The sequence below is a fragment of the Sediminibacterium ginsengisoli genome (assembly GCF_900167075.1).
GTDB lineage: Bacteria > Bacteroidota > Bacteroidia > Chitinophagales > Chitinophagaceae > Sediminibacterium > Sediminibacterium ginsengisoli.
The window spans coordinates 135,191-156,939 of the sequence record NZ_FUWH01000001.1 but is presented as its reverse complement, the minus strand read 5'-3'; the positions used below and the strand labels follow the sequence as shown (position 1 = coordinate 156,939).

Here is a 21,749-nt window from a genome sequence, read left to right as displayed (position 1 = left end):
ATAAAGCATATGAGGGGTGTTAACAGAGTCATGCTGATCGGTAACCTGGGGAAAGATCCTGATGTTCAGTACCTGGAAGGCAATATTGCTGTGGCAAAATTTCCATTGGCAACAACAGAAACTTATAAAGACCGTTCCGGTAAACTGATATCTCAAACAGAATGGCATACAGTAGTATTATGGCGCGGGCTGGCCGAACTGGCCCAGAAATACCTCCACAAGGGTAGCCTGATCTATATAGAGGGCCGTCTCCGTACCCGCAGCTGGGAAGATAAGGAGGGCAATAAAAAATTTGCAACAGAAGTAGTGGGTGATAACCTGATCATGCTGGATAAGCGTGGCGATGGTCAGGGAGGTCATGAAGCGCTGGAAGGATACACCGGTGACGATGTTCCTCCACCCAATGAAACACTGCCCTTCTGATATTCATCCGGAAATGATATTTTTGTTAGAAGAGGGGGCCGGCTTCCAGAAGATGGCCGGCCGATTATTCATTTAAAATTTCTGCCTTGGATCATCACCCGGTTTTGGACGCTGTCCTTAACACTACCTTATTATCAGCTATCCAGCCACAGGGTGCAACTGTGCTTGTGATGGTATTGCTGGTCTTATTGTTTCTTTCATTTGTGTTATCCGGTTCCGAGGTTGCTTTTTTCTCTCTTACCTATAAGGATATCAATCTGCTGAAAGCCAAGCAGCAGCCATTATACAAAAGAATTGTAGATCTGCTGGAGAAGCCTAAAACATTACTTGCTTCTTTACTGATCGCGAACAGCTTCATCAATATTTCCATCATCATCATCTCCAACCTGCTGATCGATGAAATGTTCAATTTTGAGAAATTTGATGCGGCCTGGATCGAATTTGTGATCAAAGTAGTGGCGGTTTCCTTTCTGCTTGTTCTCTTCGGGGAAGTAATGCCCAAAGTGCTGGCCACACAGAATAATATCCGCTTTGCCAAAGACTTCGGCGGCATTGTGCAGGCTGTTTCCTATTCCTGTGCAGGGTTGAGCAAATGGCTGGTGAAATATTCCGATGTGATCGAGAAAAAACTGGCCAAAAGATCCAACGGCTCGTACAGCCTGGAAGAACTGGATCATGCCATTGATCTGACTACCGATAGTACCGCTTCCGAAAACGAGAAAAATATCCTGAAAGGTATTGTCAAGTTCGGCAATATCACGGTAAAGCAGGTGATGAAAACACGCACGGAAGTGCATGGTGTGGAGCAATCCGCAAGCTTCGGAGAACTGATCGATATGGTTCGCGAACTCAACTACAGCCGCCTTCCCGTATATAAGGAAGAACTGGATGAAGTAACAGGTATGATCCATACCAAAGACCTCATCGCCTACCTCAACGAACCCGATGATTTCAACTGGCAGTCGCTGATGCGCCAGCCTTATTTCGTTCACGAACAAAAACTGATCGAAGACCTGCTGCAGGAATTCCAGTCCAAGCGCATCCATTTCGCCATAGTAGTAGATGAATTCGGCGGCACCAGCGGTATCGTAACACTGGAGGACATCCTGGAAGAAGTGATCGGTGAAATAAAAGACGAGTTCGACGAAGAAGACAGCGGTTATAAAAAGATCGATGATAACAATTATGTATTTGAAGGACGTACCATGATCAACGATGTCTGCAAGATCATGGGCCTGCAGACCGACACCTTTGAGCAGGTGAAAGGCGAGAGCGATTCTCTTGCCGGGCTTGTGCTGGAACTTGCAGGAGATATCCCTCAGGTATCGCAGGTAATTACCAGCGGCGATTTTGCCTTTACCGTACTGGAAGTAGAAAAAAACCGTGTTCAGAAGATCATGGTAACCATTAAACCGGAAGGAGCACAGGAATAATGAACATCAGAAACACAATCGGCTGCCTGCTTATCGTTTTATTCTTCCTGCAGGCCTGTAACAGTTCATATACACCAAAGCCACGCGGCTATTTCAAGATCGATTTCCCGGAAAAAAAATACCAGGTATTCGATATGCCCGGCTATCCGTATTCTTTCGAATACCCTACTTATGCAACGGTTGTGAAGGACACCACTTTCATGGGCCAGGCAACCGAAACGGAACCATGGTGGATCAATGTAGACTTCCCGAGTTTCAACGGCCGCATTTATGTGAGTTATAAGGCCATCGGCAAAAATGTGTTCGATACGCTTATCAAACATGCGTATACATTCACCGGAGAGCATGCTTCAAAAGCTTACTCGATTGAAGATTCACTGATCAGCACACCTAATAATGTGCACGGTGTTTTCTTTACTGTTGGCGGAGATGTAGCTACAGCCAACCAGTTTTTCCTGACCGATTCCGTGAAACATTTTTTACGGGGCGCGCTTTATTTCGATGCTACCCCAAATGCAGATTCCCTTGGCATTGTAAACGATTTCCTGCTGCAGGACATGAAACACCTGATCAGCACTTTCCGCTGGAAAAACAAATAAGTAAAAGCAGCTAATGAAACAGGGCGATCTCAAAAGATCGCCCTGTTTCATTAGCTTATGATCACGTTCTTATGCCAGCTTATCCATTTCAGCCGCTGTGAACTCCATCAATGTTTTAATATGCTGCGGCGAAAGATCGAACTTCAGTCCTGCGGCCTGGTAGAGTTCCGGAAGCGTTCTTGTTCCACCGAGGCTTAATGCTGCAACATAGTTGTCCAGCGCCTTTTTCGGGTCCTGCTGGTATTGCATCCACAAACCAATTGCCCCCAGCTGCGCAATGCCGTATTCGATATAATAGAACGGCACTTCAAACAAATGAAGCTGGCGCTGCCAGCCGATTTCACGGAATTTCTCCAGTCCTGTATAATCGATAGCAGCTGTTGAGAATTCTTCCAGGATCTCCATCCATTTTGCTGTTCTTTCGGCTTCGGTATGGGTTGGGTTTTCATATACCCAGTGCTGGTACTTGTCGATGATCGCTATCCACGGGAAAATGGTGATCGTTCTTTCCAGCTGGTGTTCTTTCGCTCTTTTCAGGTCTTCGTCATTATCGAAAAATGCCTGCCAGTGGTTCATGGTGAACAATTCCATGGCCATGCTCGCCACTTCGGCAATCTCCATCGGGTATTCTTTGAATGCACTCAGTTCAAGGTTATGTGCCAGGAAAGAATGTACTGCATGACCGCCTTCGTGTACCATCGTTGTAACATCGCTCATTTGTCCTGCAGCATTCATAAAAATAAACGGCGCACCGCTTTCTGCAAGCGGACAGTTGTAGCCTCCCGGAGCTTTTCCTTTCCTGCTTTCCAGGTCGAAATGATTCAGCTCGTTCATCTTCCGCAGGCAATCTGCGAAAAAGGTACCGAGCTGCTCAAAACAGGCTACCGACCTTTCATACAGGTCTTTACCGTCTGTAAACGGCTTCAGGGGTTTGATACCTTCCGGTTCTGCTTCTGTATCCCATGGACGCAACACATCCAGGCCCAGTTTTTCTTTTTTACGCTGGTAGATCTTTTCGATCAGTGGCAGCACATGCAGTTTTACCGCTTCGTGAAACTGAAAACAATCTTCTTTGGTATAATCGAAGCGCCCCAGTTCAGCAAACTTGTAATCACGGTAATTGGCGAAACCCGCATTCAAAGCTACCTGGTGGCGTTTTGCGATCAGGTCTGAATACAGGGTATTCATTGCATCCTTATCCTGCAGGCGGCGCTCCTGGATCTTGCGGTAAACTTCTTCCCTTAATGACCTGTCGTGACTTTCCAGGAATTTTGCTGCCTGCTGGAGGGTGTATTCCTGGCCGTTCACTTCCACGGTCATTTTGCCGGCAATGGTTCCGTATTGCTGCTGCATTACGCTTAATTCTGCCTGGATAGGTATATTCTCTTCGCGGAAAAGATCGATGTTCTTTTTAACGCTGCGCAGGTAGGTAAAATATTTCTGCTGATCAAGTTCACTGATAAAGGAACAGGCCAGCAGTTTACGGTTCAGCTGATCTGCATAGGGCTGGATCCGGGGCTGGATCTCCATGCAGAAATAAGTAAATGCCTCTTCCAGGGCAGGATTGGTGGTATCGCAGGTCATTTTGATCTGGCGCCAGCAGGCATCTTCACTCACTACAGCTTCCAGTTCACTCATGTCCTTCAGCCATTTTTCCAGGTCGGCACGGGATTCCAGCCGCCGGTCTGCCAGTTCCCTGAAATAAGGTTCCAGGTTATCCCAGGTGGTTACAGTAAAATCGGCCGGCAGAAAATGCCTTTCCAGTTTTTTGATATCCGCACTTAATGTCATTACTATTGATTTGAAATGCAAAATTAACGCAACCGTTACAGTTATGGCGTTTGCAGGACGTTAATTTAAACTTTATGGAAGCTGCGAAGTGTAGTATTTTTACAGACTTTTATCAAATCAGGATTTTGTGGCGGATATCATACAGTTATTACCCGACAATATAGCCAACCAGATAGCGGCGGGAGAAGTGATCCAGCGGCCGGCAAGCGCGGTGAAGGAGCTGCTGGAGAATGCGGTGGATGCAGGCGCAACCGAGATCAGGCTGATCATTTCGGATGCGGGTAAGGCATTGGTGCAGGTGATCGATAACGGGAAGGGAATGAGCCCTACAGATGCCCGTATGGCTTTTGAGCGGCATGCGACCAGTAAAATAAAACAGATCGACGATCTTTTCCGCATCAAAACGATGGGTTTCCGGGGTGAAGCGCTTGCTTCCGTTGCCGCCGTGGCACAGGTGGAGATCAAAACACGCCGTGCAGAAGATGAGCTCGGCACTTATCTCGAGATAGAGAACAGCAGGGTGGTGAAGCAGGAACCCTGTGCTGCTCCTGCGGGTACCAGCATCTGCATGAAGAACCTGTTCTTCAATGTTCCGGCACGACGGAATTTCCTGAAAAGCAATGCAGCGGAATTAAGACATATCATAGACGAATTCATCCGTGTTGCGATGGCATTCCCGGATATTTTCTTTTCACTTACCAGCAACGGCCAGGAAATGTTCCACCTTGAAAAAGGCTCGCTGAAACAACGTATCGTGCAGATACTGGGAAATCAATACAATGCCAAACTGGTAAGCGTTTCGGAAGAAACGGATTATATGAACATCTATGGCTTTGTAGGCAAACCGGAAACCGCACGCAAAACGCGCGGTGATCAGTATTTCTTCGTCAATAACCGTTTTATCAAAAGCGCTTATCTCAACCATGCAGTGAATACTGCTTTCGAAGGCATGATCGGCAAAGACAGTTTTCCCGGTTATGTGATCTATATCGACCTCGATCCTGCACAGGTGGATATCAACGTTCATCCTACCAAACAGGAGATCAAGTTTGAAGATGAAAAGATCATCTACGCTTTTGTGCAGGCTGCCGTAAAACACGCACTCGCGCAATCCAGCATAGCGCCCTCGCTCGACTTTACCCTCAACGCAGATATCCAGCAGCTGGATGCGGTGAACAAACCTTTCACAACAGAACAGAAAGATGTTGCCGTATCATCCAGTCTTTACAAAACCTTCACGCAGAAGAACCAGGCCCATTTCATCGAACCGGAGAACAAAAGTGAACTGCGGCACTGGAAAGACTTCTTTACAGAACCCGCGGATAAACCTGCCAGGAGCAGCGAACAGAAACCGGCTCCGGCACACGATCCGCTGGATTTCCTGCTTGCTCCTAAAAAGCCGCAGCTGCAGGTACTGACCGACAGTCCTCTTTTACAGCTGCATAATACATATATCATTGCGCCAACGGACAGTGGCTTTATCCTGATCCACCAGCAGCTGGCGCACGAACGGATACTCTATAACCGCTACAGCGTAGCAGCACACGGAAAGAAAATGGCATCGCAGCAAACCCTGTTCCCTGCCACGCTCGAACTGGCTCCGGCCGATGCCGCATTGCTCAACGATCTGTTGCCAGACCTCCAGGCAATCGGTTACCAGCTGTCTGCCTCAGGCAACAACAACTTTACCATAACGGGCATCCCCGCGGATGTTTTACAGGGAAATGAAACGCATGCGATAGAGTTACTGATCGAGCAATTCAAACATTTCAGCAGCGAAGTCACTTTCAGCAGGCGCGAAAAACTGGTACGTTGTATGGCAAGGCAGCAGGCCATCAAAGCAGGACAATCATTATCTCAGAAAGAAATGTTCACGCTTGCGGAAGAATTGTTTGCCTGCAGTAATGCCAACATTACACCAACAGGTAACCCGACCTTCATAGAATACAAGGAAGACCAGCTGGACAGGATGTTCGGCAAGTAGATCCTTACCTCGTTTCGTAAATCTTCATCAGGAAACTTTCAACTGCTTTACGCACGGCAGAAGCGGTTGTCTGGTGATTGTTGACGAGCACAGAAAAGACAAGCGTATTGTTTTTCTTCGTGATCAGGTAACCACTCAATGCCACCTGGCCGCTCAATGTGCCGGTCTTGGCATAGAGTTTCCCTTTAAGCTCCTTGTAAAAGCTACCAAGTGTACCTGTTCCGCCGGTGGCGAAAATATCAGTGATCCTGTTCCATTCAAACTCGTTCTTTATTTTCATGAGGATCGTTACAAAATCCTGCGGTGTGAAAAGATTGTACCGGCTTAACCCGCTGCCGTCTACCCAGCGCGGCTTCTGCGGCAGGTCGCTGTAATCGGTCTTTAACAGGGTATCGATGATCGCCGCATCGTTCATACTTCCCAGTTTCACGTTGCTCACCATTAACAGACTTTGCTCTGCAAAAAAATTATCGCTCCTGTGCATCATCGGTTTCAGCATGGAATCAGTTGGCCGGGAATAGATGGTATAACGGCGGATAAGTCCTGCTGTTTCCGGTGTTTTTGCACCCAGGCTGCTGATCTTTTTGTGGATCGTATCTGATAACAATGCAAAAGAAGTTTCCTGCGATGTAATAAAAGGCACATCAATTGTTTTTGCTGTTTTTCCTTCAGCCTGTACAGAAAAGTTATTCGAATAATAATCGCGGCGGACATCACTGATAAACCTGCCGTCATCATCTTTGGGAGACGTGGCTATCTTCGCTTTGCTGATCGTTGACGGGCTGTAGGAAAGCTTGTCTTTTGTTCCTGAAAAACGGATCACGTTGCCATAGATCGGAAGTGCACTTCGTTCGGCCATGTAATCTGAATTATAATCGCTCCAGGACCAGCCCAGTCCGAAAGCCTTTTCCCGCCAGTTGCGTTCATTATTCCATAAGGCTTTGGAACTTGCGGCCAGGGCTTTCACCACAGGCTGGATGGGATAATCCGGATGCAGCAAGGTAGGGTCGCCGGTTGGCGTCAGTACAAGGCGGTCTTCATATTCCATTACTTTCAGTGCCGGAAGACTATCACCCAGGTATTTCATGGCAACATAAACAGTAGCGATCTTGGTATTGCTGGCGGGAACAAAATATTTATTGCCCTGGTGATCGTAAATGAATTTTTTCTGTGCGGGATCATAAATGCTGATGCCCACATGCGCCGTTGACAGCTCGGGCTTACTGAAAATATCGGCTTTCGCCTGGCGTTCCAGCTTCTTTTGAACACTACAGGAACTGATTACAAACATGGCAGCTGCCAGCCAGCCGGTCCGGGCATTTTTCATGGTGTTGTTTTTAAACAGGATCGGCAAGTTTACAGCAAATAAATGACTTCGCATACTCAGGACCGTGCTTCATCAATTTTGCTTCCTTCTTCTCCTCAAAAAGATTAATTTAGGCATCCTGAAAAAAACGACCATGAAAATAAAACAACATCCTCAATGGCTTGCCCTGGCTGCCGTGCTGCTTTGCGGCGGCGCTGCCGATGCACAGACCACGAAAACAAAGTATATTGACAAGAGCAATATGCAGCCGTCTGTAAAGCCCGGCGACAATTTTTATGTATATGCCAACGGCGAATGGCTGAAGAAAAACCCTGTACCCGGATCCAAAACACGCTGGGGCAGCTTTGATGTATTACGTGAAGAAAGTTCCAAACGCCTGCAGACATTGCTGGAAGATGCGGCTAAAAACACTTCCCGCGACCGTAAAACACAGATCATCGGCGATTTTTATGCAAGTGGTATGGACAGCATCGGTATAGAGAAAAAAGGATTTACGCCAATCAGCGCCGACCTCAACAGGATCTCTGCACTCGCCGATATCAAAAGCTTCCTGTATGAAGTAGCAACACTTCGTACCAACGGCATGGGCAGCGCTTTATTCGGCATGGGCGTAGGACCAGACCGTAAAAACGTAACAGTATATATTCCTTCGGTGAGCCAGGGCGGCACAACACTGCCCGACAGGGATTATTACCTGAAGGATGATACGCGCAGCACCACCATCCGCAACGCGTACAAAGAGCACCTTAAAAAAATGTTTACCCTGGTAGGTGAAGATGCAGCAACTGCAGAGAAAAGCGCCGCCAGCGTATTACAGATCGAAACCGAACTGGCGAGAGCACAATACAGCCGGGTTGAGATGCGTGATCCATATAAAACCTATAACAAGTTTTCAGTAGCAGGACTTAACACGCTTACACCAGCTATCAACTGGACCGATATGTTCGGCCTGATGAAAGTGAAAGGTGTAGACAGCGTGCTGGTGGGCAATCCTTCATTTCTGAAAACAGTGAACGGAATGCTGGGAAGTGTTTCCCTGAACGACTGGAAAAGCTATCTCCGCTGGAATGTGATCAGGAGCGCGGCACCAAACCTCAGCAGCGCTTTTGTAAATCAGGATTTTGCATTCAACAAAGTACTGACCGGCCAGAAAGAACAAACACCGCGCTGGCAGCGATTAAGTGGTCAGATAGACCGTATGCTTGGCGACCTGGTGGGAGAGATCTATGTAGAAAAATATTTCAAACCGGAAGCGAAAGTGCGGATGCTGGAACTGGTTAATAATTTACAGGCCACATTCGGAGAACGTATCAAGCGGCTCGACTGGATGAGCGATGAAACCAAAACAAGAGCGCTTGAAAAACTGAATGCCTTTGCCAAAAAGATCGCTTATCCGGACAAATGGAAAACCTATGAAGGAGTAGTAGCATCACGTACCGATTATATCGGCAACCTGCGCAGCGCCAGTATCTGGTCTTATAACAATATGGTGAACAGAATGGGCAAGCCCGTTGACAGAACTGAAATGGGCATGACACCTCCAACGATCAACGCATCTTATAGCCCGTCCAACAACGATCTTACCTTCCCGGCCGGCATCCTGCAGGCTCCGTTCTTCGATTTTGGTGCGGATGATGCGGTGAACTATGGCGGTATCGGTGCGGTGATCGGTCATGAAATGACACATGGTTTCGATGACCAGGGCCGCCAGTTTGCGGCGGATGGCAACCTGAAAGACTGGTGGACCAAAGAAGATGCAGATAAATTCAAAGCCAAGGCTGATGAAGTTGTAAACCAGTACAACGCGCTCACCGTGCTTGACACGATCCATGTAAATGGCAAACTGACACTGGGTGAGAACCTGGCTGATCTGGGTGGTCTTAGCATTGCATACGAAGCTTATACCAAAACCGAAGAGTTCAAAAAAGGAAAACTGATAGATGGTCTTACACCGGCACAGCGTTTCTTCATTAACTGGGCACAGGTTTGGCGTAATAATGCAGTGCCGGAAACCCAGGCACAGCTGATCCTTACCGATCCGCATTCTCCGGGCATTCACAGGGCAAATGCACCTGTAACCAATATCGATGCATGGTATGATGCATTCAATGTGAAGCCGGGCGACAAAATGTACAAGCCAAAAGAACAGCGTACAAGGATCTGGTAATTATACCGGACCAACCTATATTCAGCAGAAAGCTCCCAGGTGTTACCAGGGAGCTTTCTTATTTAAAGAAAACACAACTCGCGATCAGTTTCTTTCCAGCGCCCGCATCCAGCGTTCGGGGATATCGTTATTGCAGGCGGTGAGATAATCTTTATAGCTACAGGCTGCATATTTACCATCGTGGAGCTGCATCCACCAGCGGCCGGTACGTTTGCTCTGCAGGAAAGTGGTTTCCACTTCTGCAAAAGCCATTGTAAATTCATTGAACGCATTGCGTTCGCTGAGGGGTGCTTCCTGTTTGCCTTTGTGAATGCCATCCATCAGGTACCATAACATATGCGAGATCTGTTTGGCTGTGAGCGCATGTTCATCCTGGGCCTGGATATAACCGTAGATGCCTACACTGCTGCAGTCGTGGCTCATTCCCGCATATTGCATCAGGGTACAGGCTTCTTCGCCGTTGAAACCGTTTGGCGTGAGACGGTTGGCCGGTGCATGTGAATGCTGTATTGCGGCAATATCAAAACTGAACATGTTGCTGTTGCGGATAGCGGGTTCCATTTCTTCAATATGCTCTTTTACTTTTCCTACACGGAAGCAATCGAAGCGAAGTTTATCAATGGTTTCCAGCATATGCGGATGCATGAAATAACTCTGGAATCCTATATGGCTGTAATGTTTCAGGTGATTGGGCATGCCTGTAAAAAGTTCTACCAGGAAATTATCTGCGGGCAGAACGCTGTCCATATCCAGGTCGATCCGTGCATCCACGCAGGCGATATCGATGATCCTGTCCAAAGCGCCATATGCTTCATACTGCGCAGTTGTAACATCGTGGCTGCCGCCAAGGATCACTACCTTTTTGCCGGCTGATACCAGTTCGCTGACCACCATTCTCAATGCCGCATAACTATCCTGAAGGGTGGCACCGCATTTCACATTTCCGACATCCGCAACATTTACAGCGGTATGCCAGTGGAACAGCTTATAATATTCAGCTCTGATGGCATCGGGAGATCCGGTACTTGTATACTGGATACCGGCACCGCGCATTTCGCCGCAGCCTACCAGTACCATATCGGCATTGCTGATATCAGGAAATTCCGCTTCGTACACTGCAATATGTTTTCCCAGTTGCGTATCCCGGAATCCTTCGTCATCTGATAATTGTGCAATATTTACAGGCTCTAAAAAATCTATGATCGTTTGCAGTGACATGGTTGCTTTTTTGTAGCTAGATAACGCAGATCACAACAAAAAATTGTGGCTGTGCAAATCAATCATCCGGATCATAAAAAAACCAACAGATCCGATGTATCTGCTGGTTTTCTCCGGCTGTATTTTACCGGCTATGCGTTCCGTTACGGATCTTATGGTTCAAGGTATTTATAGCCCACGCCCCTTACCGAATGAAAATAGCGCGGGTTACGGCTGTCTTCTTCAAAATATTTACGGAAACTAAGGATGAAATTATCGATGGTTCTGGTGGTAGGATACACATTGTAACCCCAAACCACCTGCAGGATCTTTTCGCGTGTAACCACTTCTCCTTTATTCTCGATCAGCAGCTTCAGCAGCATAGCTTCCTTTTTGCTGAGCTCTACGTGTACTCCGTTCCATGTAATTGCATCCTGCGCTTTGAAATCGATGCGGTTATTGCCGAATTCATAGCTGTCACCCACGGTTTCCTTTTCCTGCAGCTTTTTATTTTTCTCGATCAGCTTGTCAACACGCAGCAGGAGCTCTTCGAGGTTGAATGGTTTGGTGAGATAATCGTCCGCCCCTTTTTTAAGGCCCAGTACCCTGTCGCTTCCGCTGTTCTTTGCGCTCAGGATCAGGATAGGCACTTCATTATGATTGACACGGATACTTTCCGTTACGCTGATACCGTCTATTTCGGGCAGCATGATATCCATAATGATCAGATCAAAATACTCGTTGCTTACTTTTTTAAGCGCTTCGCTACCGTCGAAGGCCGAAGTAACTTCATAGCCTTCCATTTCCAGGTTCAGCTTCAGCGTCTCATGAAGATTCTCTTCATCTTCTACCAACAAAATATTTGCTTTGTTATCTTTCATCATTCAGGCTGGAATAATACGGCAAAAATACTTCCTTGCGGGTGGTTATCTGTCACAGAAATGTAGCCATTATGACTTTCCACTATTTTACGGCAAAGGTACAAACCCAATCCCGTACCTTTTGCACTGCGTGTATTTTCGTTTCCTGAGCGGTAGAATTTATCAAAAATCTTTCCTTTTTCATCGTCAGGTATGCCATAACCCTGGTCGGCCACCTGCAGCTGCACCTGCCTGTCTTCTTCGTAAAGACTCACGGTGATGGTTGTTTCCTTCGGTGAGTATTTCAGGGCATTCTCGAGCAGGTTGTTGACGAGCATCTCCAGCAGCAGCTGTTCTCCGTGGATATAGATCCCCTGCATAATATCTTCAATAATAAGCTGTTGCGGGAAACGTGCCTGGAAGCCGTCTATACAGCCTTCGATCAGATCGCTCAGGTTTATTTCCTGGCGTGCCGCATTATAACCGCCTGCTTCCAGCTGCGCTGCCAGCAGGATATTGTTACAAAGCGTGTTCAGCCGGTTTGCTTCCTGTAAAGTGTTGGCAATAAGTTTTTGCTGTTTTTCCTCATCCAGCTTTCTTTTCTGCAGTGTTTCGAGATTCAATCTTGTTACTGCAATGGGGGTTTTCAGTTCATGCGTAACTGCCATCATGAAATTCTGCTGCTGCTGCGAAAACCGGATCTGGCGGCGGGTAGCCCTGAAAACATAGATAGCCCCAACGGTCAGGAGTGCCAGAAAGGTCATTCCCTCGCCGAGATATTGAGCCGTTTTGCGTTTTTTAGCTTCTTCTATTGCAACGGCTTTGGGGTAATACGACGGATCATCGTGCTTCAGTTCCTGCAGTTTGATGCTGCTGATATTCTGGTTCTGCTTATCCAGTTCAATGAACCAGAAAAACAGTGCCGCCACCATATAAGCCAGCAAAAGCCAGTATATCAGGGTAACGAATGCCAGCCTTTTATTTTTCAGCAGGCTCATAATTTCACTTTTTCTACACGGATGCCCGCAGCCAGCACATATTGCAGCGGCTCTTCACGCATGGCATGCTGGAGTGTAAATGTGTAGGTGCCTTTTTTCAGATGCACCGGCTGCTGCGTAATGCGGACCCTGTGATCAAACACATCGTCCATCCCGGTTCCCAGCCAGCCTTTTTCATTATTGGCGAGCGTAACGTTCACAAGCTGTGTACGTGCGGTATCTCCCGGCGCAACAGTGGTTACATTGAGCCAGATATTGTTGAAGCGGTAGGCATCCTCATGCCTGATCACCGTATAGATATGATAAGTGGAAACGGTATCTTCAATAGCGAATTCGCAGGTGATCTTTTCACTGCCCTTCCATTCATGCGCAGGGAATGTCTTCGTTTTTTCATACACATCCAGCGTACCGCAGCCCTGGAGCAATACAAGAACAAGAATGAATACGGACAGTTTTTTCACTGATAGTCGTTTATGCAAAGATAAGCATAATGCAATGCCGGGCGAAGCTACAGTACGTTCAGGATCTGTTCCTTGGCTTTTTCCAGTTCATCCTTCATCAGGATCACGCATTGCTGTATCTGGGAATCGTATGCTTTGGAACCGGTGGTATTGATCTCCCTGCCGAACTCCTGCAGGATGAACGACAGTTTTTTGCCTTTACCTGTTTCCTTATCATCGAGGATCGCACGGAAATAATCGCAGTGGTTCTTCAAGCGCACCTGCTCTTCGCTGATATCGATCTTCTCAATGTAATAGATCAGTTCCTGTTCAAGACGGTTAGGGTCGTAATTTTCCTTGCCCACATTTTCTTCCAGCACTTTCACCAGCCCTTCCTTGATCTTGATACGACGCTGCGGCTCGAGTTCTGCGATCAGCGCCTGCTGTGCTTCAATATTGGAAAGACGCAGCCTGATATCCGCTTCGAGAGATTTTCCTTCTTCCCGGCGGTGTGCGTTCAGCTGCGCGATGGCTTCTTTCAGTACTTTGGAAAAAGCATTCCATTCTTCATCGCTCAGCATTTCAGTAGACGGTGTGATCACATCCGGAAGTTTGAGAATAGTGCTGAGGATATCTCCTTTTTCCACTTTCAGCTCATCCGCCAGTTCTGCAACCGGCTGGTAATAGGCTTTTGCTAGCTCGGTATTGATGGATACCGGTTTTGAGCCTCCGTTCTGCTTGATGGTGATGCCGCATTCAACACTTCCGCGCTGAAGACCTTCATTCAGCATATTGCGCACTTCAAATTCGAAAGGTTTGAGCAGGGCGGGAATATTGAGCCTGAGATCAAACTGTTTGCCGTTCAGGGAACGAACTTCCACGAGAAATGTTTTGTCGGCCAGCGTTTGTTCCGCTCTTCCGTAACCTGTCATTGAATATAACATGCGCGAATGCTTTATGGGTAAAAATAAGCTAATTGTTGCGGAACGATCATTTTTTAAAGCTCGTGCAGCTTTTAAAAATCAATCCCGATCCATTTCTTCTTGTTCTTTTCGTATTTCTCGAAGTTGAATTTATACAGTTTTCCGGGCCTGTGCGGAACGTCCTGTTCCATTTCATCGATATCGATCAGCAGGTCCATCGATGCAAATTTTTTCCGGAAATTACGCCGGTCGAGCCTGATGTCAAGTATCGCTTCGTACAGGTTCTGCAGTTCACGCAGGGAGAATTTTTCCGGCAGGAGGTTGAACCCCAGCGGATGCTCCTGTATCCTTTTCTGCAGCCACTTGTAACATACATCGATGATCTCCTTATGATCGAATGCCATCGTTTTCAGCGTGGACACTTTATGCCAGTTCAGGTCGTTATCGTGGATCTTCAGTTCATGATGGCGTACGTTCAGCAGTGAACAGTAGGCCACCGTAATGACTCTTCCGCCGGGGTGACGCAGCGGATTGCTGAATGTTCTTACCTGGTCGAGGAACACATCGTTCATGCCTGTCCGCTCCTTTAATATGCGGTAAGCGGCAGCATCCAGCTCTTCTTCATTCTTCACAATATCTCCCAGCAGCGACAGCTGGCCGTTATAGACCGCCAGGTCGCTTTTGATCAGCAATACTTTCAGCTCGTTCTCTTCAAATCCGAATATCACACAGTCGACCGTAAGCGGCATTTTCGGATAAGACGCCACCAGAGCCGCCGCATCTTTGATTGCCGGTAAGGGGTTATTAGCCATTGTTGCGTTCTTCTTCATTACAGATCAGGTTGGTATGTAAAGATAGAGATATTGGCTATCCGATAAAACCTGCTTTCACAGGCTTTATTTATTGCCTTGAGCCTGCAGGCAGATCGATTAACAGCTTAACTTTAGCCCCCAATTCCACCTTATGTACAACGCCGAACAGACCATCGCACTTCAGGCACAGACCGACCAGCTGTTACGCCCCGGCGCATCGCAGCCTGATGTTGCAGCTATGGTTCAACAGCTGAGAGCTGTATTACGCTTCCATGAATACCGGTATTATGTGCTGAATGATCCGCTCATAGCCGATGCTGAATATGATGTATTGTATAAATCACTGGAGCAGCTTGAAAAGGACCATCCGGAACTTGCCGCTTCAGATTCACCTACCAAAAGAGTGGGCAACAGTCTGAACAGCCAGTTCAATACCGTTCAGCACCTGGTACCGATGCTCAGCCTGGATAACAGCTATAACGCGGAAGACCTGCTCGACTTCGACCGGAAAGTACGCGAGGCTACAAAACAGGAAGAGATCACGTATTGCATTGAGCCAAAGTTCGACGGGGCCAGCATTTCACTGTTGTACGAGAACGACATGCTCGTACGCGGTGTTACAAGGGGCGATGGTATTCAGGGCGAAGATGTGACTACCAATATCCGTCAGGTACGTTCTATTCCCTTGTCGGCGCCTTTCTCCGGCTACGGGATCCAGCAGGCGGAGATCCGCGGCGAGATCATCATGAGCAAACCCGCTTTTCACCGGTATAATGAGCAGCTGGTTGCGCAGGGACTTTCGCCTCTGGCAAATCCGAGAAATGCGGCATCCGGCAGCCTGCGCATGAAAGATCCGAAAGAAGTGGCGCAGCGGGGGCTGGATGCATTCCTGTACAATATCAGTTATGCGGTTACCGATAGAGAGAATACGCAGGCGAAGGTTTTAGATACACATAGCGGTTCACTGAAAATGTTATGGGATATCGGTTTCCGATCACCCGAAAAAGAAAAACGTGTTGTAAAAGGCATACAGGGCGTGATCGATTACTGCCTTGAGTTTGAAGAGAAACGCGATGATCTGCCTTATGAGATCGATGGTATGGTGATCAAGGTGGATGAAATATCTATGCAGGAACAGCTGGGCATGACTTCCCACCACCCGAGATGGGCGATTGCCTTCAAGTTCAAAGCGCGGCAGGCAAGTACAATCCTGCGTGATGTTGAATTCCAGGTAGGACGAACCGGTGCGGTAACGCCTGTGGCAAAGCTCGATCCTGTTTACCTGGCAGGCGTAACCGTATCCAGCATTTCCGTACACAATGAAGAATATATCAGGGAAAAGAACCTGAAAAAAGGCGACCGCGTGCTGATTGAAAGAGCGGGCGATGTAATTCCACAGATCGTGAAATCATTACCTGAATTACGCGATGGCAGCGAAACGGAGATCATCTTCCCGAAAGAATGTCCTGTCTGCAAAAGCGAACTGTTCAAGGAAGAAGGCGAAGCCGTATGGCGCTGTGTGAATATTGAATGCAAGGCGCAGGTGGTAGAAAAGATCATCCATTTCGTAAGTAAAGATGCCATGGACATCAAAAGCTTCGGCGAAGCCAATGTGCGCAAGTTTTATGAGCTGGGTTTATTGACAGATATTCCTTCCATTTATAAACTGCCGCTGGATGAGGTTGGCAAACTGGAAGGTTTCGGCAAAAAAAGCATCGAGAATCTCGGCGCAGCCATACAGGCCTCCAAACAGCAACCGCTGCACAGGTTAATCTATGGACTCGGGATCCGTTTTGTAGGTGAGACAACTGCGAAAACGCTGGCCAATGCTGTTACACAGATCTTCGATTTCAACAACATGAGCATCGAAGAACTGCAGCAACTGGAAGATGTTGGTGTTAAAGTAGCGGGCAGTATTCATCATTTTTTCCAGAACGAACAGAACCAGGAGATACTAAGACAACTCGAAGAACTCGGGCTGCAGCTTAAAAATGAAAAGAAAGAAAAACCTGCAGGTGCCGACACACTGCATGGCCAGACCTTCCTGTTCACCGGCACGTTAAGCAAGCTCAAAAGAAGCGATGCCGAAGCAATGGCAGAAGCACATGGCGGGAAGATCGTAAGCGGGGTGAGCAGCAAACTTAACTATCTTGTTGTGGGCGAAGATGCCGGCAGCAAACTTGAAAAAGCAAGAAAGATCAACACCATCAGGATCATTTCAGAAGATGAATTCATTAACCTGCTTCAATAAAAGATATAACACATGCTACAGCAAAGCACAATCAGGTTCCTGCAGCAGCTCGACAGGAATAACAATAAAGAATGGTTCGATAAAAACCGTCCTGCTTAAGAAGCAGCAAAGGAAGATTTTGCAGCGCTCATCGACTCTGTGATCGCGAAATTCGGGAAAAAGGATCCGGCCATTGCAATGCTGACTGCAAAGGAATGCGTTTTCCGCATCAACCGCGATGTGCGTTTCAGCAAGAACAAAGCGCCTTATAAAAACAATATGGGTGCAAGTATTGTGCAGGGCGGGAAAAAGTCCATATACGCCGGCTATTACTTTCATTTACAACCCGGCGGCAAAAGCTTTATAGGCGGCGGTTCTTATATGCCAGAACAAAACATTAAAAAGATCAGGCAGGAGATCGATTATAACTGGGAAGATTTCAAAAAGATCATCACTTCACCGAAATTCAAGAAAGTGTATGGCGGCCTGGTAAAGGAAGACGCACAGACATTAAGCCGTGAGCCCAAAGGTTACGAGAAAGACAATCCCGCGATCGAGTACCTGAAATTCAAGCGCTGGATCGCGATGACGCCGCTTACGGATGCGGAACTGACCGATAAAAACCTGGTAACAAAGATCGTTGGCGCTTTTGAAACCCTGCAGCCACTCTGTTATTTCCTGAATACCGCGATGGAATAGCTACCCGCGCAGACTGTTGAATGCTGCACCGATGCTATCGATAAGATCCGAAGGTAAAAGACTTTCAAGCGACTGTTGCTGCATCAATGCAAGATCTCCGGCCAGTCCGTGCAGCCATACGCCCAGTATTGCAGCGTCATGTGCTGTATATCCCTGTGCGAGTAAAGCGGTGAGCATGCCCGTGAGCACATCGCCCGATCCGCCTTTAGCCATACCGGCATTACCTGTATTGTTAAACATGCCTTTCCCCTGCCACGCGATCAGGGTATGATGGCCTTTTAAAACGATTACAAACGGATAGCGGACAGATAATGCAACAGCCCTGTTCCAGCGGTCGAACTCATGTGAGCAGGCTCCGAAAACCCGGTCGAACTCTTTGGGATGCGGCGTCAGGATGGTTCCCGGGGGAAGCTGTTCCAGCAATTGTTTATGTACCGAAAGAATGGTCAATGCATCTGCATCCAGTATAAGTGGCTGATCAGTATCATTCAGCAAGCCGGTCAGCAGGTCTGTTTCTTCTTTTCCTGTACCCATTCCCGGACCGGCACCAATTGCGGAGAAACGGTTACTGAATGCCTTTTCACGTCTATCCTTGGTCATCGCTTCCGGAACTGCAGTCTGCAGAATATCAATGATCGTTTCAGCTGCATCAACCGTGAGTAGTCCGGCGCCCGTTCTGAGACATGCGCGTGCTGCAAGAATTGCGGCGCCGGCTTTGCCTTTATTTCCGGCAATCAGCAAGGCATGGCCATGCGTTCCTTTGTGAGAAAATGCATCGCGGTCTTTCAGTAAAGAAACTGTTTTTTCTTTCGTCGTCATACTGTAAACCGTATCGAGCTGATGCAAGAAAAGCGGGTGCAGGCCAATATCGAGAACAACCAGTCTTCCGAAAAAAGCAGCATTTGCTGCTGCCATAAAACAAAGCTTATATACCTGAAAACTCAGCGTATATGCAGCTTTCACCATCAGGCGGCCAACAGAAGATTCGTGAACAAGCATACCACTCGGAAGATCTATCGAAACGACAACCGCTTCTGAATTATTCAGGTGATTTACAATATCAGCCACGATTCCTTCGAGGGGCCTGTTCATACCTGAACCATACAGCGCATCGATCACAATGATTCCCTGAGTGATGTGCGGCAGTTCTTCCCGTGTTGAAATTTCAACGGCGTTTCCGCCGGCTTCCCGTAAACGAAGCAGGTTCACCGCATGATCCGCAGAAACAGGATTCGCGGTTTGGGGTAAAAAGATCTTTACCGCACAACCATGCTGCAGCAGGAGTCTTGCAATCGCCAATCCGTCACCCCCGTTATTTCCTTTGCCGCAAAAGATCATGAATTCCCGGTTATTGAAATGCGTCAGTAACCAGCCGGTACAGGCCATAGCCGCTCTTTCCATCAGGTCGGTTGAGCTGACGGGTTCCTGCTGTATGGTGTAGGCATCCCAGGCTTTCAGTTGCTGTGCATCGGGCAATTTCATGTGATGATTTATGTCTTAAAGATATAAAAAAGCCATGCCTGTTTGCACAGGCACGGCCGATCCGCATCAGCGGATCATTATTCACTCACAAGGTTACTGGCTATAAAAGTCCCTGCTGCTGCAGGTATTCAGCGATCTGTACCGCATTGGTGGCAGCACCTTTGCGCAGGTTATCGCTTACGATCCACATATTAAGCGTATTGGCCTGTGTTTCATCCCGCCGGAGGCGGCCTACAAATACTTCATCTTTTTCATGTGCATTCATCGGCATCGGGTAGAGCTGGTTCGCATCGTCGTTCTCCACAATAATACCAGGAGCGGCAGCCAGCAAGGCCTTCACTTCCTCCAGGTCAAAATCATTTTCGAATTCAACATTCACGCTTTCGCTATGACCGCCCACCACAGGGATCCGGACGGTTGTAGCGGTTACACGTATGCTATCATCTTTCATGATCTTTTTGGTTTCGTTCACCATTTTCATTTCTTCCTTGGTGTAGCCGTTGTCCATGAACACATCGATCTGCGGGATCACATTCAGATCGATCTGGTATTTATATGCCATCTCCCCTTCTTTACCGCTGCGTTCGTTGAAAAGCTGGTCTACGGCTTTTTTACCGGTTCCGGTAACACTCTGATAAGTGCTTACCACAACTCTTTTGATCCTGTATTTTGCATGCAGGGGCTGCAGGGCAACCACCATCTGGATAGTAGAGCAATTCGGGTTAGCGATGATATAATCGTCTTTGGTGAGTACATCTGCATTCACTTCAGGTACCACCAGTTTTTTTGACGGATCCATACGCCATGCAGAAGAATTATCGATCACACGGATGCCTGCTGCTGCAAACTTTGGCGCCCATTCCAGCGAAGTGCTTCCGCCGGCAGAAAAAATGGCTACTGCAGGAGCGGCTGCGATGCCGTCTTCCATGCTCACTACCTTATAATTTTTGCCCTTAAAAGTTACTTCCTTGCCTACTGATCTTTCAGAAGCCACGGGAATCAATTCTGTTACGGGAAAATTCCGTTCGGCCAGAACCTGTAACATTTTGGTGCCTACCAGTCCGGTAGCGCCTACAACAGCTACTTTCATTTTGTTTTGGGTTTATTGGTTTGTTTTATGGTGCTTAAAATCAAAAGGCCTCCCCGTTTCGGGAAGGCCTCAAGTATATTTATCATACACAAACGTTCAGGCACTTCCCGTCAGGAGAGCATCTTAATACGTTTTGTATGTTTCGTTGTCATCATTGTATAGCGAATGTAATCCTTTTTTTGCTGAAGCAAAATTTTTTCAGATTCTTTATACGAGGTCAATGTCGAAATTAACCAGTTGTACAAACTGCGACAGCCTTTCATCGATATCAGCTTTACCGATCTCCCTTAACCTTTCGGTGCCGAATTTCTCAACACAGTAAGAGGCCATGGCGCTGCCGATGATGATGGCAGTTTTCATGTTCTCGAAAGAAATGTCTTTTGTACGTGCGATATGACCGATAAAGCCACCGGCAAATGTATCTCCCGCGCCGGTTGGGTCAAACACTTCTTCCAGCGGAAGCGCAGGTGCAAAGAACACTTTATTCTGATGGAACAGCAGTGCGCCGTGCTCGCCTTTTTTAATGATCAGGTATTTAGGCCCCATTTTCATGATGGCTGCTGCAGCTTTTACCAGGGAGTATTCGCCGCTCAGCTGCCTTGCTTCACTGTCGTTCACCAGTAATACATCTACCATTGAGATAGTCTGCTTCAGATCGTCCATGGCAATTTCCATCCAGAAATTCATGGTATCCATTACGATCAGTTTGGGACGTGTTTTCAGCTGCTCTATCACACTGCGTTGTACAGCCGGAACCAGGTTACCCAGCATCAGGAATTCGCAATCCTGGTAGCTTTCGGGCACAACTGGCTGAAAATTTTCCAGCACGTTCAGCTGTGTATCCAGTGTATCGCGGCTGTTCATATCCATATGATAACGTCCGCTCCAGAAGAATGTCTTTTCGTCTTTTTTGATCTGAACACCTTCCAGGTTTACTTTGCGGCTGGTAAGTGCATCCAGCTCTTCCTGCGGGAAATCGCCGCCTACTACGGATATCTGTTTTACTGATGTGAAATTGGATGCGCACCAGGCTATATAAGTTCCTGCACCGCCAATGATTTTATCACTTTTACCGAACGGAGTTTCAATGGCATCGAAAGCCATAGATCCGACAACTACTAAAGACATATTTATGGGTTTGTTATCGGGGTGCGAAGCTAACGTATTTTATAGCTAAATAATATAATCAGCCCGCTATTTTAAAGGCTTCCACCCATACTTCCGTGCCAAAAACAAATAAAAGCGCATTTAAAAACTAACGAGCGCCCATTTCAGTCTATATTTATTTCGCTAA

17 protein-coding genes and 1 pseudogene are annotated in these 21,749 nt (G+C 47.4%); 7 read left to right on the top strand and 11 right to left on the bottom strand.

The window, feature by feature from the left end; all coding sequences use genetic code 11:
* Positions 1-9: 9 nt before the first annotated feature.
* From B5D42_RS00820 to gldD, 3 genes are all read left to right on the top strand, one after another.
* Positions 10-423, top strand: a complete 414-nt coding sequence (locus tag B5D42_RS00820) for a single-stranded DNA-binding protein (protein WP_078829523.1) — start codon at positions 10-12, stop codon at positions 421-423.
* 104 nt (positions 424-527) lie between these two features.
* Positions 528-1,856, top strand: coding sequence for a gliding motility-associated protein GldE (gldE, locus tag B5D42_RS00815; protein ID WP_245825517.1), 1,329 nt, complete (start codon positions 528-530; stop codon positions 1,854-1,856).
* The gene (gene gldD / locus B5D42_RS00810; protein WP_245825516.1) at positions 1,856-2,455 is read left to right on the top strand and encodes a gliding motility lipoprotein GldD; all 600 of its coding nucleotides are present in this window, start codon (positions 1,856-1,858) and stop codon (positions 2,453-2,455) included. Before gldE ends, gldD begins: the two co-directional genes overlap by 1 nt.
* 69 nt (positions 2,456-2,524) lie before the next feature.
* On the opposite strand, the gene B5D42_RS00805 is transcribed toward gldD, so the two are convergent.
* Positions 2,525-4,246: a M3 family oligoendopeptidase gene (locus B5D42_RS00805; protein WP_078829521.1), complete on the bottom strand. Its 1,722-nt coding sequence runs from the start codon at positions 4,244-4,246 to the stop codon at positions 2,525-2,527.
* Between the two features lie 127 nt (positions 4,247-4,373).
* On the opposite strand from B5D42_RS00805, the gene mutL reads away from it, so the two are divergent.
* Positions 4,374-6,230, top strand: a complete 1,857-nt coding sequence (gene mutL / locus B5D42_RS00800; RefSeq protein ID WP_078829520.1) for a DNA mismatch repair endonuclease MutL — start codon at positions 4,374-4,376, stop codon at positions 6,228-6,230.
* 4 nt (positions 6,231-6,234) lie between these two features.
* Here the strand turns inward: mutL and B5D42_RS00795 are convergent, their stop codons facing one another.
* The gene (locus tag B5D42_RS00795) at positions 6,235-7,557 is read right to left on the bottom strand and encodes a D-alanyl-D-alanine carboxypeptidase/D-alanyl-D-alanine-endopeptidase (RefSeq protein ID WP_176112865.1); all 1,323 of its coding nucleotides are present in this window, start codon (positions 7,555-7,557) and stop codon (positions 6,235-6,237) included.
* Positions 7,558-7,690: 133 nt separating this feature from the next.
* Between B5D42_RS00795 and B5D42_RS00790 the strand changes: the two genes are divergently transcribed.
* Complete coding sequence (locus tag B5D42_RS00790; protein WP_078829956.1) at positions 7,691-9,724, top strand: M13 family metallopeptidase; 2,034 nt, start codon at positions 7,691-7,693, stop codon at positions 9,722-9,724.
* A gap of 84 nt (positions 9,725-9,808) precedes the next feature.
* Here B5D42_RS00790 and B5D42_RS00785 read toward each other — a convergent pair whose 3' ends face one another.
* From B5D42_RS00785 to B5D42_RS00760, 6 genes are all read right to left on the bottom strand, one after another.
* The gene (locus B5D42_RS00785; RefSeq protein WP_078829518.1) at positions 9,809-10,942 is read right to left on the bottom strand and encodes an arginase family protein; all 1,134 of its coding nucleotides are present in this window, start codon (positions 10,940-10,942) and stop codon (positions 9,809-9,811) included.
* Positions 10,943-11,094: 152 nt separating this feature from the next.
* Positions 11,095-11,805, bottom strand: a complete 711-nt coding sequence (locus B5D42_RS00780) for a response regulator transcription factor (RefSeq protein WP_078829517.1) — start codon at positions 11,803-11,805, stop codon at positions 11,095-11,097.
* Positions 11,802-12,779, bottom strand: a complete 978-nt coding sequence (locus tag B5D42_RS00775) for a sensor histidine kinase (protein ID WP_078829516.1) — start codon at positions 12,777-12,779, stop codon at positions 11,802-11,804. The genes B5D42_RS00780 and B5D42_RS00775 overlap by 4 nt, the downstream gene beginning before the upstream one ends.
* A complete protein-coding gene (locus B5D42_RS00770) occupies positions 12,776-13,240 on the bottom strand; it encodes a gliding motility lipoprotein GldH (protein WP_176112864.1) in 465 nt (154 codons plus the stop codon). The genes B5D42_RS00775 and B5D42_RS00770 overlap by 4 nt, the downstream gene beginning before the upstream one ends.
* Before the next feature lie 47 nt (positions 13,241-13,287).
* Positions 13,288-14,163: a YicC/YloC family endoribonuclease gene (locus tag B5D42_RS00765; protein ID WP_078829514.1), complete on the bottom strand. Its 876-nt coding sequence runs from the start codon at positions 14,161-14,163 to the stop codon at positions 13,288-13,290.
* A gap of 71 nt (positions 14,164-14,234) precedes the next feature.
* Positions 14,235-14,972: an NUDIX hydrolase gene (locus tag B5D42_RS00760; protein WP_245825515.1), complete on the bottom strand. Its 738-nt coding sequence runs from the start codon at positions 14,970-14,972 to the stop codon at positions 14,235-14,237.
* 133 nt (positions 14,973-15,105) lie between these two features.
* Here B5D42_RS00760 and ligA point away from each other — a divergent pair, with 133 nt between their 5' ends.
* Positions 15,106-17,205: an NAD-dependent DNA ligase LigA gene (gene ligA / locus B5D42_RS00755; protein ID WP_078829513.1), complete on the top strand. Its 2,100-nt coding sequence runs from the start codon at positions 15,106-15,108 to the stop codon at positions 17,203-17,205.
* 12 nt (positions 17,206-17,217) lie between these two features.
* Positions 17,218-17,883, top strand: a pseudogene (locus B5D42_RS00750) (DUF2461 domain-containing protein).
* Here the strand turns inward: B5D42_RS00750 and B5D42_RS00745 are convergent.
* The 3 genes from B5D42_RS00745 to B5D42_RS00735 all read right to left on the bottom strand — a co-directional run bounded on the left by B5D42_RS00745 (position 17,884) and on the right by B5D42_RS00735 (position 21,583).
* Positions 17,884-19,365: an NAD(P)H-hydrate dehydratase gene (locus tag B5D42_RS00745; protein WP_078829512.1), complete on the bottom strand. Its 1,482-nt coding sequence runs from the start codon at positions 19,363-19,365 to the stop codon at positions 17,884-17,886. It abuts the pseudogene before it with no gap.
* 100 nt (positions 19,366-19,465) lie between these two features.
* Positions 19,466-20,455, bottom strand: a complete 990-nt coding sequence (locus B5D42_RS00740) for an aspartate-semialdehyde dehydrogenase (RefSeq protein ID WP_078829511.1) — start codon at positions 20,453-20,455, stop codon at positions 19,466-19,468.
* 207 nt (positions 20,456-20,662) lie between these two features.
* Entirely contained in the window at positions 20,663-21,583 is a 921-nt protein-coding gene (locus tag B5D42_RS00735) for a PfkB family carbohydrate kinase (protein ID WP_078829510.1), read from the bottom strand.
* Positions 21,584-21,749 lie beyond the last annotated feature (166 nt).

Bases quoted from the DNA above. Each gene is read 5' to 3' on its own strand.
- B5D42_RS00820 (WP_078829523.1), top strand. From the start codon at position 10: ATGAGGGGTGTTAACAGAGTCATGCTGATCGGTAACCTGGGGAAAGAT.
- gldD (WP_245825516.1), top strand. From the start codon at position 1,856: ATGAACATCAGAAACACAATCGGCTGCCTGCTTATCGTTTTATTCTTC.
- B5D42_RS00805 (WP_078829521.1), bottom strand. From the start codon at position 4,246: ATGACATTAAGTGCGGATATCAAAAAACTGGAAAGGCATTTTCTGCCG.
- B5D42_RS00795 (WP_176112865.1), bottom strand. From the start codon at position 7,557: ATGAAAAATGCCCGGACCGGCTGGCTGGCAGCTGCCATGTTTGTAATC.
- B5D42_RS00790 (WP_078829956.1), top strand. From the start codon at position 7,691: ATGAAAATAAAACAACATCCTCAATGGCTTGCCCTGGCTGCCGTGCTG.
- B5D42_RS00785 (WP_078829518.1), bottom strand. From the start codon at position 10,942: ATGTCACTGCAAACGATCATAGATTTTTTAGAGCCTGTAAATATTGCA.
- B5D42_RS00780 (WP_078829517.1), bottom strand. From the start codon at position 11,805: ATGATGAAAGATAACAAAGCAAATATTTTGTTGGTAGAAGATGAAGAG.
- B5D42_RS00775 (WP_078829516.1), bottom strand. From the start codon at position 12,779: ATGAGCCTGCTGAAAAATAAAAGGCTGGCATTCGTTACCCTGATATAC.
- B5D42_RS00765 (WP_078829514.1), bottom strand. From the start codon at position 14,163: ATGTTATATTCAATGACAGGTTACGGAAGAGCGGAACAAACGCTGGCC.
- B5D42_RS00760 (WP_245825515.1), bottom strand. From the start codon at position 14,972: ATGAAGAAGAACGCAACAATGGCTAATAACCCCTTACCGGCAATCAAA.
- ligA (WP_078829513.1), top strand. From the start codon at position 15,106: ATGTACAACGCCGAACAGACCATCGCACTTCAGGCACAGACCGACCAG.
- B5D42_RS00745 (WP_078829512.1), bottom strand. From the start codon at position 19,365: ATGAAATTGCCCGATGCACAGCAACTGAAAGCCTGGGATGCCTACACC.
- B5D42_RS00740 (WP_078829511.1), bottom strand. From the start codon at position 20,455: ATGAAAGTAGCTGTTGTAGGCGCTACCGGACTGGTAGGCACCAAAATG.
- B5D42_RS00735 (WP_078829510.1), bottom strand. From the start codon at position 21,583: ATGTCTTTAGTAGTTGTCGGATCTATGGCTTTCGATGCCATTGAAACT.